The following is a 14,108-nucleotide window of genomic DNA, read 5'->3' on the forward strand; positions in this document are numbered from 1 at the left end:
GGCAACTGACAGAAAACAAAAAAAGAGCGACTCTAATTAGAGTCGCTCTTTTTTTGTCGAGATATTGAGTGCTTACAGCTTAAATTGCGTCACTAGGCTGTCGAGTTGATTCGACAAGCTTTGTAGGTTGCGACTAGAGGCTGTTAGGGCGTCAGCTATGTCTGCCGTTTCCGTGGTAAGTTGATTAATCTCTTCGACGTTACGGCTCATTTCGGTGACGACGAGAGACTGTTCTTCTGTCGCCGTTGCGACTTGAATGTTCATGTCACTTATTTTGCTAATGTGGGAGGTGATTTGCACCAGCGCGTTACTCGCATCGCCGGCTTGTGTCACGACATCATGGCTTTGTTCTTGCCCTATTTTAATCGTCGCTACTGTTTTTGCCGATTGCTCTTGTAGCAGGTTGATCATTTTCTGAATTTCATCAGTCGACTCTGACGAACGGCTAGCGAGGTTGCGTACTTCATCAGCCACCACGGCAAAGCCTCGACCGTGCTCTCCGGCTCGAGCGGCTTCAATCGCCGCATTCAGGGCTAATAAGTTTGTTTGCTCGAAAATGCTACGAATGGTGTCCAAAATACTGCCAATGGAATCGGTTTGTGACGCCAGAGAGCCAATGTCGGTGCTGATATGCTCAATTTCACCAGACAACAAAACCACACTTTGACGCGCTTTATCGACTAAACCTGCACCACTGTGTGCTTGGCTATCGGCTTCTTGAGCCGCTTTTGCCGCGTCGGATGCATTGCTAGCAATGTTCTCTACCGTGGTGCCCATTTCATGGATGGCCGTCGCAATTTGTGTGGTGCGATCACGTTCATTTAATGAGTTGTTATGCGTCTCTTGCGCCTTTTTTGCGACATCATTGGCGGTGTGAGCAAGTTGTTTGGAGTTTTCAGCCACCGCTTCAATGGCGGCGCGGATTTTCTCCGAGAAAACGTTAAAGTGTTGACCAATATTGGCGAGTTCATCATCGCCTTTAAGCTCCACTCTTGAGCCTAGATCAAGGTTATCACTGGCTTGCGTGATGTGTTGCTGCAAGTGGCTGACACGCTTATTTAAACGACGCAGAATTAATAGCGCCAGTAATACTGAGGTAATGAGAGCGATGGCGGTTAACGCGACCATTTCATTGAGCGTTTTGCTGTGATTGCTTGAGCTTGCTAGGTAGCTGTTGTGGCTTTGGGCAAGAAGCTCATCAAGGATCTCATTAACGGCTTTTCGCATCACGCTGTAGCTGTTGGCATATTGCGTGCGGTAGAGGGTTTTTGCTGTCGCCAGATCACCGCTTTCCATTGCGGCAAGCATGGGGGTTAGTTCATCACTTTTTACCTTTGAAAAGACATTGATGAGCGCTTGAACCTTGGTTCGTATGTGAGGATTTACTTGCGCATCGAGGGCATTTTTGAGCGCTTCATCCATTTCAGGAATGTCTTCTGTACGTGTTTCTTGTACGCGGGTTAGTACTCCTTTCGTGTCTCTCATGGACGAAATTTCTTGCAAAAGAATCACATCAATACCCACCCGCATACGTGGAATGCGAGAGGCCACTTCGGCTAATGAGCGCATTGGAATATTTGTATTGTCTGCTAACTCCTCTGCCTGATTTTGCATGTTTGATAGGCCATTTAGGCCAAACAAACTTACTAGTAATAAGGCAATGCAGGGAATGGTGATAATAGAGATGAATTGCGTTTTAAGAGTCATTTTAGTGAACACTGTATCTTCCTGATATCGTGATAGGTAAATGAAGTTAAATCTATGTTGAATGTGCGCTTGAGGCGGTTTTAACCTTTATCAGCAATGCGTTTTAAGAATTACGAAAATTAACAAACTTCTGCATTACTTGATCGATCGAGAGAATATGGTGTTAATAAGGATTTAACAAGTGAAAAATAAACATGATCTAGCGCGATAAATAGCGGCGTGGTTTAGCGCGCTTTACAGGGAGAGAGAACACGCCTTGTCGAAGGAGGGTGACGCTCAAGCTTGTTGCTAGGACGAATAGGGCGTGGGACAAAGTTACCGCCACAATTTGGGCAAATATTATTCAGTAGCGTGCTCACGCAAGTAGAGCAGAAGGTGCATTCAAACGAACAGATCATGGCGTCGTTAGACGACGCGGGAAGGTCTTTGTCGCAGCATTCGCAATTGGGTCTAAGGTCGAGCATTTACACTCCGAGCAGTCTGATCTAAACAGACTTCAGTAGACCATGGCGTTTAGTTGCAAAGCAATACACCTTTTGAGTGATGACTTATATTGTCTGAAGTGTTCGCAAATATCGCTATCGTTTACTAAGTTTGAACAGGACAAATCATTTGTCGACATCCACTAGGAATAGATAGCCATCATGACGGCATAGGAGTAACAGGAATGTTATTTGGCACTCGGAAAAAAGAGACATCAGCAGACCAGTCAATTATGGCGAGCCGCACGGAGCAGGTGCAAGATGAGTTGAACGCGATTAAAACGAATACGGCTTATATTAGTTTCACGGCCGATGGCATAGTGATCGACGCTAATACTATTTTCTTGGATGTAATGGGATTTTCACTAGAGGAAATTGTTGGCCAGCATCATAGAATGTTTTGTGAGTCAGAATACGCTAAATCCTCCGAATATAAGATTTTCTGGGAGGATCTAAAGTCGGGGAAATCATTTAACGGCAATTTCTTACGCTTTAAAAAAAGCAAAGAGCCCGTTTACCTTGAAGCCAGTTATTTCCCTGTTATTGGTCAGGATGGTCAGGTTTCAAAAGTCATCAAGATGGCAAATGACGTGACCGAAATGCAAGACTCTCTTAAGAATAAGCATGCGATTTTAAATGCCCTAGACCGTTCTTTAGCCGTGATTGAGTTTGATCCAGATGGCAATATTTTGACCGCCAATCGAAACTTCTTACACGCCATGAGCTATGAACTGGACAAGATCAAAGGCAAGCACCATAAGATGTTTTGTGACGAGCACTTTTATCACGACAATCCGAATTTCTGGCAGCAACTTGCCAGTGGCCAGCACTTTTCTGGTCGCTTTAAGCGCTTTGATGGGAATGGCAAACTGATTTGGTTAGAAGCCACTTATAACCCTATTTTCGACGAGAAAGGGCAAGTTTACAAAGTGATCAAATTTGCCTCTGACATTACCGCACGAGTGACCATGGCGCTGAATGCCATTGATTTGGCGGCAGCCACCTCCGAGCAAACCAGCCAAGTGGCGACGAATGCGGTAAAAGTACTGAACGAGTCGGTGAAAACGTCGAGCGATATCGCTGACAAGGTCTCCAGTGCATCAAGTACAGGAGAAGAGCTAAAGGCGCAATCAAAAAGCATCGCTGACATAGTGGTCACCATTCGCTCGATTGCAGATCAAACCAATTTACTGGCCTTGAATGCGGCGATTGAAGCCGCCCGAGCCGGGGAAGCGGGGCGCGGTTTTTCGGTGGTTGCTGACGAGGTTCGGCATCTGGCCAGTAACACGTCTGAAGCCACGGCGGAAATTGCGAAAGTGGTGGAACGTAACCATGAGCTGATTAATGTAATGGATCAAATATTAGGCTCTGTTTCTGGCATCGCGTTACATGGCAAAGAAAGCATCACAGACGTTTCGAGAGGGCTGGACGAGATCACGCAAGGCGTACAACGCTTTGTCGAAATGGTCGACAAAATGAAGCCTTAATCAGAAAAAACCACCTCTATTACCTTGATAAAAGCGGCGTAAATAAGCCGCTTTTATATTAAGTGACGAAAAATCATCAGCTTGATCCTAATACTCGCGCCCAAGTTCTTGATCATGGCTTGTCGAAAAGTGAATCAATACTTATTTCTATGTGTTTTGAAGGCGGGTATTATTTGTCACATAGTGCATTCGACATTGCTATTAATGTATTAGGCTCGCGGTTGGGCATTAATGCCATCGCTTTAGCCACCACCTTTTTTTGATGTCACGCCCTTTTCCCTTACTCGTTTTCATTAAGGCACCTTATGTTTCACCATCAGGATGGTTCCGCGTTTTCATTGCACAAGCTCTCAGGGTACGGTGTCGCGCTTGGTTGTGGTTTGTTTTTATTGTCTATTATTCCGGGTGTGGGCTGGGCTTATGCGCTGTCTGCCCTCTGTTATTGGACCGTATTTATCATGGCGTGGCCGCGTTTAAATGCACGCAATAAAAAGCAAATTCGTTTGTTGCTTGGTGTGGCTATTATTGCCTTACTGACGGCGTATTTTAACGGCGTCAGTTTGAATTTTTTCAGCTTGATAGAAGGCAACTTGGGGATTGTAGCAATGCTGTCCGCAGTGTCTGTATTGGGGTTGCTACCTGATCCCGTTAAGCAAAAAGCGCCGATTCTTGGTGCGAAAGGCGTGGTTAGCACTTGGGCTAGTGTTCATTTATTAGGTGCTGTGATTAATATGTCGTCGGTGTTTTTAGTTGGTGATAAGTTGCAACGAAACACGGGGTCCTTATCGAAAGCACAATACTCAATTTTGGTTCGAGCGCTGACCAGTGCAGGGTTTTGGTCGCCTTTTTTTGCTTCGATGGCGGTTGCCTTGTCGATTGCGCCGCATGCGGAGTTCCATCAACTGGCCATAATAGGGGTGCCAATGGCCATGCTTTCTTGTCTGATTTCGCTGTGGGAGTTCAATAAAAGAGGCACTCTTGCCGCATTTTCAGGGTTTCCTCTGGCTTTCCATTCGCTGGTTTTCCCCCTTAGCTTGGCCGCATCTGTACTGGTGTTCCATTATTTTATTATGCCGGACTTGCCGATTTTATCGATTGTGACTTTGTTGAGCCCAGTCTCTGTGATTGTGCTTTTGGTACTGAAGAGCGGCGCCCGATACACTAAGCAGCGGCTTACGGACCATGCGCATATCCGCCTGCCGAATATGGCCAATGAAGTGTCACTTTTTTTGTCAGCAGGATTGCTCACTAAGGCCGTCAGTTTGGCCTTGGCTGGCGTATTAGGGGCGAATTGGTCTTTGTTTGATTCGTTTGGTTTTATTGAGGCTTTTTCTTGTTTTGTGGGCATTTGTGCGATTGCCTTACTGGGCTTACACCCGATTGTGGGCATTTCATTAATGAGTTCTTTAGTGCCGGCTCATGGCGTAGATAACACCTTATTGGCCTTTGTCTGTCTTTGTTCTTGGGGCGTGGGAACGGCAATCAGTCCGCTATCTGGTATTAACTTATCGGTGGCAGGAAAATACGCCGTGGATAACTTTCAATTAGCACGGTCGAATTTATTGTATGGTGTGCTGATGTCGTTGGTTGTTGCTATTGCGATGTACATGCTTGCTTGGGTGGTTGGCGCTTAGCCAAGCGTGATCGGCGAGTTATTCGATAAAAAATACCCACGTCGAAGTGGGTATTTTTTTATCTGTTTTGTGGGCTCGTTGTGAGGCGCTTAATCGCTTAGTAACGCCGCCGCACTGCCACATACGGTCATAATAAATAGGAACCATTTAAGATGCTTTGGGTTGGCTTTAATGGCGAATTTCACCGCAAGATGCGAGCCTAACATGGTGCCAGAAGCGAGAATTAAACCAGGGATCCAAAGAATTTGGTCGTTCCAAATAAAGACCCCCAAAGCCAATGCGGTAAAGCCGATCGTACACACCATTTTCAAAGCATTGGTACGAACAAGATCATAACGCAGCGTACCCGCTAATGCGGCGATAAGAATAAACCCCACGCCTGCCTGCACGAACCCACCGTACACCCCAGCAATGAATAAGGCGATCCATGCGCTGGGCTTTTCTGACACTTTAAAGGGCACGGTTCCTTCTGGTGGCGCGATTAAGGTTGGGCGGACTATCATAATCAGCGTCATGCCTATCATGGCGCTTAATAATAATGGTTTGAGCCAAGTTTCAGGTGCGTAGCTGGCAGCAAAGGCGCCTACTACACCACCGAGTAAAGAGGGAATCATCACCGGCATAATGTCTGCCGTATCGAGTTTTTTTGCTTTTCTAAAACCCGCCACCGCGGTCAAGTTCTGCAAAAACACACCGACTCGGTTGGTTGCATTGGCAATATCAGCAGGCATGCCCATGACCATGAGTGCGGGTAGGGTCAGGTTAGAACCGCCACCGGCCAATGTGTTGATAATACCGGCTATAAATCCGGTGCCAATTAAGAGCGAGACAGTGAAAAGACTGTAGTCCAAGAGAGTATCCTTACATCAACGAATGCAAATAAGAAAAGCCGAGCAAGGATACTACTAAGAAAAACACTTTTATGTGAAGGAAAGAGTTCCTCTGTCTGATTTATAGTCGTTATAAAGCGGACAGAGGTTGAGCAAAAAAGATTTATTGCAGATGGTTTTCTTTCATTATCTGCTCATCAATGCCTTTTAATTTCATTTCATCCATCATGAAGTTCACGGTATTTAACAGGCGTTGTTCGCCTGCTGGAATTAAATAACCGAACTGACTTTTGGTGAATGGATTGTCGGCACGAGACGCTTCTAATTTATCGTCGGTTACTTGGTAGTAAAGCGCTTCTGGCGTTTCGGTGATCATTACATCTACCTTGCCGCTTGCCACAGCCTTGGGTACATCGAGGTTGTTTTCAAAACGGACTAGGGTGGCGTTAGGCAGGTATTGATCGGCGAATTTTTCATTGGTACCACCGATGTTCACGCCGACTCTGACTTCTGGACGATTAACTTCTGCCAATGTATCAAACGCGGCCGTTTTGCCTTTCGCCACTAGGAAGCATTTACCAAATGTCATGTACCCCTGAGAGATGTCTGCCGCCATTTGACGGGACGTTCGACGGGTAATTCCTCCCATAGCGATGTCGTATTTATCACTTTTAAGGTCGGGCACTAGGTTTTTCCATGTGGTTTGAACAAACTTCACTTCCACGCCCATTTCTTTAGCAAAATATTTTGCGACATCAATATCATAGCCAGTAAATTCTTTGCCATCATAATGCGAAAAAGGGGTGTAATCGCCGGTTGTTCCTACCGTGATATAGCCTTGTTTTTGAATGTCTTCAAGACGATCTGCTTGAGCAAACGCACTAAAGGTAAGCGCAGAAGTAATTAATAAGAAAGAGGCTGAAAGTTTCATAAGTCGCTTTGTTATTCCAAATAAAGAGGTTGAGGGGGGATTTTTTTAACAGTGTCTGAATAACTAATAGAATGTTTTCAAGCATAGAGCAAGCCAACTATTTTCACCTTCTCTCTTTAAATTGTAAAAATCAACTGACAATGTGCAAAAAATCGATTATTTTGCCTTGTGGTATCAGAGGAATGGCCGTTAATAATTAGTAGGTCATCTTGCTTCACGTCTCAGTAAAGGTGTAGATACCCTTTTTTGGTCAGTTCATGAGAGGTCTCAATGACAGTTCGGTCTAAGATTATTGCGTTAGTGGCGGCAGGCGTTATCCTGCCAGTTTTTATTATTTCAGCTGTGATTATAGGAAATGTTCGCTCTAATGCGCTTGCTGATTTCTCGCGCCAAAGCCAGTTAGAAATGGGGCACGTCGACTCTTTATTTTCTATGTACCTAAATAATCTAGCGGAAAATGCGGCTTTTTTTGCCCGTACTCAAGCCTTAACAGAACTCACTCCCGGTAGCATTACCAGCTATTACGATAAAGAATCACAGCAAATGACACCGGATCAAAACTCTGAAAAAGAGCAGGCAGCGTTTGCTTTAATGGATGCGTTTGGTCAAACCCATCCGGATTTAAAATTTATTTGGTTAGGGGCAAATGACAAAGGGTATTTGCAATGGCCAAAGGGCAAGAACGTTGCGAACTACAATCCACTCACCAGAGATTGGTATAAACGCTCTATCAATAGTAAGGATGAGGCGGTACGAATTCCGGCATACAAGGATTTAGCGTCCGGCGCCCCTCTAGTAGACTTCTTGCATGCTTTTGATGGTAAAAACGGTTTCCAAGGCACGGTAGGTGTTGATGTGACTCTGCAAAAGTTGACGGAATTATTGTCTACGGTGAAATTCGGGGGCGATGGTTATGTGGTCATGGTGGAAGACACAGGTACTATTTTGGCAGACCCAAGAGACACTGAAAATAACTTTAAAGCGATTGATAAAGCCTCTTATCCGTATGGGGCGTTAACCTCAGAGGAAGGGCTGCAGAGTATCACCATTGATGGCCAAGATTGGTTTGCACGGGTTCATACATCGCCTAATTTGGGATGGAAGTTGATTGGTTTGGTGCCTGAAAAAGTTGTTTATGGTGAAGCCAATCACTTGTTAATGATTACGCTAATTATCGCGCTAGTGATGATTGTTATTTTTGTTGTGATTGGCTCTGTGTTAGCCAATATTGTGATTCGCCCAATTAAAGTGATGGCCGCTCGTTTAGAAGACATTAGCCAAGGCGAAGGGGATTTAACGCAGCGCTTAGAAGTAAAAGGCAATGACGAATCAGCACAAATGGCGGCCGCGTTTAATCAGTTTGTGGCATCGATTGATGGCATTATTAGCCATGCAAAATCCTCGTGTCATCAGATTAGCGATGTCGCACAGCGCTCCGACGATTTGTCTTCTGAATTAACGTCAGTCGTCTCTCATCAGGTGAACTCAGTCGATCATGTGTCGACGGCGTTTAATGAAATGGTGGCGACGGCCAATGAAGTTGCTTCGAATTGCAGTACGGCAGCGCATGCCGCAGAAAGCAGCGAGCAACAAGTTCAAGAAGGCAATAAACTGATTCAAGAAACTATGGATTCATTGAAAGGCCTAGAAACAGAATTGCTCAGCTCGAATGAGTCGATGAAGGTGCTGTCAGAAGAATCAAATAACATTGTCAGTATTTTGGACACGATCAAAGCGATTGCAGAGCAGACCAACTTGTTGGCATTGAATGCGGCCATAGAAGCCGCGCGCGCCGGTGAGTACGGCCGAGGGTTTGCCGTGGTGGCGGATGAAGTTCGCACCTTGGCGGGACGTACCGCAGAATCGACAGATGAAATTGATAAGTTGCTAACGCGTTTGCAGCAACAAACGAATGTATCGGCCAGTAAAATGGAACACAGTGTGAGTGTGGCGAAAGGGTCCGTTGATCTTGCCTCTCAAACGTATTCCGTGTTCGAGCAAATTCTGGCGTCTGTTTTGAGCATCAAAGACATGATGATTCAGATCAGTGCATCGGCCGAAGAACAGCACTTGGTGGCAGAAGAAATAAACACCAATGTGATTGTTATTCACGATGGTACTGTGAAGTCGAATAATTTGTCTGAGCAGGTATCGCAAACCGCAACGGCGTTGAACGATTTGTCCAGTGAGCTACAAGGAATGGTAGAGAAGTTCAAATCGAGCCACTAAGCTAAACAATCACATTAGCCTGGTTAAAACGCCTGCAAATCGTTATTTCTTTGCAGGCGTTCTTGTTTACAAGCGAGGCTATAGCGCGCTTTATTTCGTTCTTTCTGTCATTCGAATAATCAAACTTAATATGCCTGCAATGGTGGCTAACGAAACCACACCGCTCCAGCCTAGGCTCATTAACGCTTGGCTGCCAAGTGCCGAACCTGCCGCCATACCAATAAACATGCCGGTAAAAAATAGCGCATTTAGACGCCCTCGAGCAGTTGGGTCGATGCCGTAAACCAAGGTCTGGTGAGAAACCAGGGCAGCCTGTACCCCAAAATCAAAACCGATTGCAGAGAGGATGATCAAAGCAATTTGGCCATTAGTAGACAAATACGGCAGTAAGAACATCAGTGCGAACGATAAGGCCACCAATCCAGATCCGACTTGAGTGACTCGAGAAGGTCCTTGTTTGTCCGCAAGTCTACCCGCCAGCGGCGCGGCTAATGCGCCAGCCGCACCCGCCAATCCGAAGGCCCCAGCGGTGGCACTGCCAAACCCATAATTTTGATGCAGCATGACCGCAAGCGTAGACCAAAAGGCACTAAATGAAAGTGATAATAAGCCTTGAGACAACGCGGCACGACGTAATGTTGGATGGCGATTCCAGAGTGTCAGCATAGAGCGCATAAGCGCGAGATAGCTGACATTAGTGTGGGTTTCCATGTTGGGCAACACGCGCCAAAGTATCACGGAAATGGCGATAATACTGGCTGCCGCCGCTTGATACATGACTCGCCATCCGACCAGCTCTGTGACCACGCCACTGACCACGCGAGACAGCAAAATTCCGATTAGCAATCCCGTCATAACAGTGCCAACGGCCTTACCTCGCTGGGCATCTGGCGCCAATATCGCCGCAGTTGGAACAATGTCTTGAGCCATAGTCGCCATGATGCCGATGATCAAGCTGGTGACCAGCATGCCATTAAGCGATGGCATAAAGGAGCACAAGATTAAGGCCATCGCGAGCATCAATCCTTTGGCTAGGATGACATGGCGGCGGTTAAAACGATCCCCAAGTGGAATCAATAACAAGATGCCCAAGGCATAGCCAATTTGCGTCAAGGTTGGTATTAGGCCGGTGGCACTGACGCTGGAATGAAAGTCCTGACCAATATTGCCGAGCATGGGCTGGTTGTAATAAATCGCCGCGACACTTAATCCAGCGCCGACCGATAAACTAAAAAGAAGCGAGCGAGAAGGCCCAATCGCTTTGTGCTGGGGAGTGGCAAGGGTGTTAGTTTGCAATGACATAGTAGAATCTCGTTCTGGTGAGAAGCGGTTAGAATGCACACATTTTTATCGTTTGTAGAAAAGATTGGTAGCCACAGGTAAGGTAAAACTGATATACGTTGAACGTATGAAAGAAATAAAATCAGGTGGCATCGACCGTATAGAATTGATGCAGACGTTTGTGCGTATTGTTGAGAGCGGTAGCTTGTCATCGGCGGCATTGCAATTGAATACAACGCAGCCAACCGTGAGTCGCCGCTTACAGTCTTTAGAAGCAAGATTGGGCGCCAAGCTTATTATGCGCACGACGCACGCCATGAAGTTAACCGACGATGGTGAACGTTGTTATCAACATGCCAAAAAGTTACTAGAGCAGTGGGAATCGCTAGAAGAAGATCTGATCAATGCCAATGATGACCCAGTCGGAACCTTAAAAGTTCGAGTTCCTCACGCGTTTGGTCAAGATCAGTTGATCGCCCCTTTGATGAAGTACTTAAACGATCACGGACAGATTTCTGTCGAGTGGATGCTCAACGACCATTCGCCTGACTTCATTAACGATGGCATTGATTGTGCCATTCGAGTCGGCGAGATTACGGACTCGTCTATGGTGGCTATTTTATTGGCCGAAGTCCCTCGCATCATAGTCGCGTCACCCTTGTTACTAAAGCAATATTCAGAGGTGACAACACTCGATGAGTTAGAACGATTGCCTTGGGCGGCCTTGAGTACCTTTTATCGCAACAAAATAACCTTGCAGTGCGCGGCACACAACAGCAGCCGAGAGTTGGAATTTTCCCCCAGATTTATTACCGATAGCTTGTATGCATTAAGAAACACTGTGTTATCAGGGGTTGGCGTATGTGTTTCCTCAGCGTGGGTCATTAACGATGACCTTGCCTCTGGTTCACTTGTCCAGCTGCTTCCTGAGTGGCGTGCAGACCCTTTACCTGTCTATCTTGTGTATCCCTACGCCAGCTATTACCCTGCACGTCTAAGAAAATTTTTCGAGTTGATTCGAGAAGTCATGCCCACATTAGTCGGCGCCAGACCGCCGAGCCCACAAGCATAAAAAAATGACGATAAGGTTGCCCTTATCGTCATTTTTATTTTGTGTGGTTAAGCTTTGAGTTAGAAGGCGTTGGCGACTTCTTCAGCTTGCAGATAAACGCTTTCTAAACCGTTGCCGGCTATGTACCAAAGACCAGGGTTTAGGTTGCTGACTTTGATGTCGCCACCCCCCAGTTTTGCTAAGGTTTGTTTGAAAGCCGCTAGGTCCAATGCTTCTTCTGGCTTGTTGATAGCTGCGCTACGATCAACTATGTAGAGCACATCTGGATTCATAGTGACTATGTTGGCTGGCGTTAGTGGTGTGAAGCTACGATTGCCACGTTTTTTTGTTTCTACGCCGGCAGGGATAGGGGATGGCTGAAGCCCCATGACTTGATCCACCACAGGGTAATTCCCCATCATTAAGTGGCCATTATTATGAATGACCAAGACAAAGTGTTTGTTTGGACCCACTTTGGCTTTTAGCGCATCGATCTTTGAATGCAGTGAAGCAAGCGCGGTTTTTGCTTTGTTTTCTACACCGAACTGCTTGCCAATCTGCTCTACTTGAGCGCTGAAGTTTTTCCAATAGTCTTTTGTGTCAAAGCTCATGTTTTCTACTTTAGCGAGTTTTTTCAGCTCCGCTTCGTGGCTTTGTTGGCGCCCAGAAATCATGATAAGCGTTGGTTTTGCTGTGCCCGCGGCGGTGATGTCGATATTTTTGGCGTTGCCCACGTCTACGTATTGGTCGGTATTATAGGCGGCAAGATAATGTGGCAGAGTTTGTTTGGGAACCGCTACGACTTGGTTTGCTAACCCTAACTCTGTGAGCGTGTCTAAACTGCCGTAATCAAAACTCACAATCCGCTCAGGCTGAGAGGCCATGACCAGTTGACTGGCAAGCATTAACGCACTGGAAACCACAACATTTTTGATCTTCATCACACACTCCGACTCGTTCGTTATTTTAATAAATGATAATCATTATCTCACAATGTAAGTGATCTGAAATCGGCCAAAACAGAGACGCACTGTTGCGTGGTATAAAACACGATAGAATGAAACCTATCTTTTTTATTCATTGGGCATCAAGCCGCGCTTTTTTACATTAGAATAGCGTCAAAACTTTGACCAATAGGTCAATGTTTAATGTTTATTGAACGGATTGTTTATAAAAAGGGCGTTAAATGACAGTGCACACCTCTCCATATGATACGAAAACGGCATGGCTGGAAGTAATGCTGCTATGGGCGGCAGGGATATCAGTGGCAATGCAATTTGCTAAGTTTTCCATTTCTTATGATGCGTTACTGGCGTATTACCAAGAAGGCGCAACACTCACCGGTGCGGCGATTTCCGTAGTGGGTGTGATCGGGCTTATTTTTGGTGTCTCGGCGGGGGTTGTTGTCGGCCGTGTTGGTTATCGACGTGCCCTGATTGGGGCCTTGGCATTAGGCTCAGTGATGTCCTTTTTAGAAGCCTTGATGCCAAATTTTGAGCTGATGATGCTGTGCCGTGTGATCGAAGGCTTTTCTCAATTGGGTGTCGTTGTCGCTGCGCCGACTATGATTGCTCGCTTGAGTGCACCGCAGCATCGTTCGATTACGATGGGGCTATGGGGCACCTTCTTTGGTGTGGCGTTTGCGATGACGGGCTTATTTGGTGACATGATTCTGCGCCATTACGGTATGGGAAGTTTGTTCTTCTCCCATGGCCTCTTTATTGGGGGCGTTGCCTGTGTGCTGTATTTTCGTTTAGAGCGCAATAACCCTTTGTATGAAAACCAAACAAGCACAGTGCAGAATAAAATGTTAGCGCAAATGTCGCAGGTGTATCGTAACCCAAGAAACATACTGCCAGCCGCAATATTTTTATTTTATACCTGTATGTTTGTCTCGTTACTAACGTATGTCCCTCGCTTGATAGAAGACGAACATTTGCGCTCTATTATCCGTACCTGTTTGCCTTTAATGAGCATTGCAGGAACGTTTTTAGCCGGTACCTTGTCTCAATATGTGATGCGCCCCCAGAACGTCGCGATCATGGCATATTTTTTGATTGCTACGAGCGCTGTGGCCTTGAATTTTCTAGTGGCTACGCCGGTGTTATTTTGCGTGGTTGCCGGTGTGATGGTGTTGTCTGCAGGCATGGTGACTGGTGCGGCGATGTCGATGATTCCGGCACTCGCCCGTAACCCTAATGAACAAGCTCAGACCTACGGTTTAGTCGCTCAGTTAGGGAATTTAGGGTCGACCATTGGGCCGCCAAGCTTTGCGACCATGCTCAGTCTTTTTGGTGTACAAGGGCTGATTTCACTGGTGCTGATTTTTTGTGTTTGTGGCGGCAGTTTGAGTATTTTGGCGAAGCGCTTTAAAAATAATTCAGCTTCATTGTAAGAGTTCGCAGAGTTGGTGCGTCTAACGATAAGTAGCCTTGATCTTATGCCTATGTTGTTGGTGGCGTAGATGGGATAGGAA

General features: G+C 46.1%; 11 protein-coding genes. 5 read left to right on the top strand and 6 right to left on the bottom strand.

Going from position 1 to position 14,108, the window contains the following annotated elements; all coding sequences use genetic code 11:
* Window positions 1-72: 72 nt before the first annotated feature.
* Both E0D71_RS05905 and E0D71_RS05910 read right to left on the bottom strand, forming a co-directional pair.
* Window positions 73-1,719 carry a methyl-accepting chemotaxis protein gene (locus E0D71_RS05905; protein ID WP_133002391.1) on the bottom strand — a complete coding sequence of 549 codons (1,647 nt, stop codon included), beginning with the start codon at window positions 1,717-1,719 and terminating at the stop codon, window positions 73-75.
* A gap of 212 nt (window positions 1,720-1,931) precedes the next feature.
* Window positions 1,932-2,171: a DUF1272 domain-containing protein gene (locus tag E0D71_RS05910; protein WP_133002392.1), complete on the bottom strand. Its 240-nt coding sequence runs from the start codon at window positions 2,169-2,171 to the stop codon at window positions 1,932-1,934.
* A gap of 203 nt (window positions 2,172-2,374) precedes the next feature.
* Between E0D71_RS05910 and E0D71_RS05915 the strand changes: the two genes are divergently transcribed.
* Complete coding sequence (locus tag E0D71_RS05915) at window positions 2,375-3,676, top strand: PAS domain-containing methyl-accepting chemotaxis protein (protein ID WP_133002393.1); 1,302 nt, start codon at window positions 2,375-2,377, stop codon at window positions 3,674-3,676.
* Between the two features lie 305 nt (window positions 3,677-3,981).
* The gene (locus E0D71_RS05920; protein ID WP_133002394.1) at window positions 3,982-5,310 is read left to right on the top strand and encodes a hypothetical protein; all 1,329 of its coding nucleotides are present in this window, start codon (window positions 3,982-3,984) and stop codon (window positions 5,308-5,310) included.
* Between the two features lie 89 nt (window positions 5,311-5,399).
* Here E0D71_RS05920 and E0D71_RS05925 read toward each other — a convergent pair whose 3' ends face one another.
* Entirely contained in the window at window positions 5,400-6,161 is a 762-nt protein-coding gene (locus tag E0D71_RS05925) for a sulfite exporter TauE/SafE family protein (RefSeq protein ID WP_133002395.1), read from the bottom strand.
* 142 nt (window positions 6,162-6,303) lie between these two features.
* Complete coding sequence (locus E0D71_RS05930; RefSeq protein ID WP_133002396.1) at window positions 6,304-7,071, bottom strand: transporter substrate-binding domain-containing protein; 768 nt, start codon at window positions 7,069-7,071, stop codon at window positions 6,304-6,306.
* Between the two features lie 270 nt (window positions 7,072-7,341).
* On the opposite strand from E0D71_RS05930, the gene E0D71_RS05935 reads away from it, so the two are divergent.
* Entirely contained in the window at window positions 7,342-9,300 is a 1,959-nt protein-coding gene (locus E0D71_RS05935; RefSeq protein WP_133002397.1) for a methyl-accepting chemotaxis protein, read from the top strand.
* Window positions 9,301-9,390: 90 nt separating this feature from the next.
* Here the strand turns inward: E0D71_RS05935 and E0D71_RS05940 are convergent, their stop codons facing one another.
* Window positions 9,391-10,602, bottom strand: coding sequence for an MFS transporter (locus E0D71_RS05940; RefSeq protein ID WP_133002398.1), 1,212 nt, complete (start codon window positions 10,600-10,602; stop codon window positions 9,391-9,393).
* Between the two features lie 106 nt (window positions 10,603-10,708).
* On the opposite strand from E0D71_RS05940, the gene E0D71_RS05945 reads away from it, so the two are divergent.
* Complete coding sequence (locus E0D71_RS05945) at window positions 10,709-11,653, top strand: LysR family transcriptional regulator (protein ID WP_133002399.1); 945 nt, start codon at window positions 10,709-10,711, stop codon at window positions 11,651-11,653.
* Between the two features lie 59 nt (window positions 11,654-11,712).
* Here the strand turns inward: E0D71_RS05945 and E0D71_RS05950 are convergent, their stop codons facing one another.
* Window positions 11,713-12,573: an ABC transporter substrate-binding protein gene (locus E0D71_RS05950; protein ID WP_133002400.1), complete on the bottom strand. Its 861-nt coding sequence runs from the start codon at window positions 12,571-12,573 to the stop codon at window positions 11,713-11,715.
* Between the two features lie 245 nt (window positions 12,574-12,818).
* Here E0D71_RS05950 and E0D71_RS05955 point away from each other — a divergent pair, with 245 nt between their 5' ends.
* A complete protein-coding gene (locus E0D71_RS05955; protein WP_133002401.1) occupies window positions 12,819-14,027 on the top strand; it encodes an MFS transporter in 1,209 nt (402 codons plus the stop codon).
* Window positions 14,028-14,108 lie beyond the last annotated feature (81 nt).

Source organism: Marinomonas sp. KMM3893 (genome assembly GCF_004352855.1).
Classification (GTDB): Bacteria; Pseudomonadota; Gammaproteobacteria; order Pseudomonadales; family Marinomonadaceae; genus Marinomonas; species Marinomonas arenicola.

Bases quoted from the DNA above. Each gene is read 5' to 3' on its own strand.
- E0D71_RS05910 (WP_133002392.1), bottom strand. From the start codon at position 2,171: ATGCTCGACCTTAGACCCAATTGCGAATGCTGCGACAAAGACCTTCCC.
- E0D71_RS05915 (WP_133002393.1), top strand. From the start codon at position 2,375: ATGTTATTTGGCACTCGGAAAAAAGAGACATCAGCAGACCAGTCAATT.
- E0D71_RS05920 (WP_133002394.1), top strand. From the start codon at position 3,982: ATGTTTCACCATCAGGATGGTTCCGCGTTTTCATTGCACAAGCTCTCA.
- E0D71_RS05930 (WP_133002396.1), bottom strand. From the start codon at position 7,071: ATGAAACTTTCAGCCTCTTTCTTATTAATTACTTCTGCGCTTACCTTT.
- E0D71_RS05935 (WP_133002397.1), top strand. From the start codon at position 7,342: ATGACAGTTCGGTCTAAGATTATTGCGTTAGTGGCGGCAGGCGTTATC.
- E0D71_RS05940 (WP_133002398.1), bottom strand. From the start codon at position 10,602: ATGTCATTGCAAACTAACACCCTTGCCACTCCCCAGCACAAAGCGATT.
- E0D71_RS05945 (WP_133002399.1), top strand. From the start codon at position 10,709: ATGAAAGAAATAAAATCAGGTGGCATCGACCGTATAGAATTGATGCAG.
- E0D71_RS05950 (WP_133002400.1), bottom strand. From the start codon at position 12,573: ATGAAGATCAAAAATGTTGTGGTTTCCAGTGCGTTAATGCTTGCCAGT.
- E0D71_RS05955 (WP_133002401.1), top strand. From the start codon at position 12,819: ATGACAGTGCACACCTCTCCATATGATACGAAAACGGCATGGCTGGAA.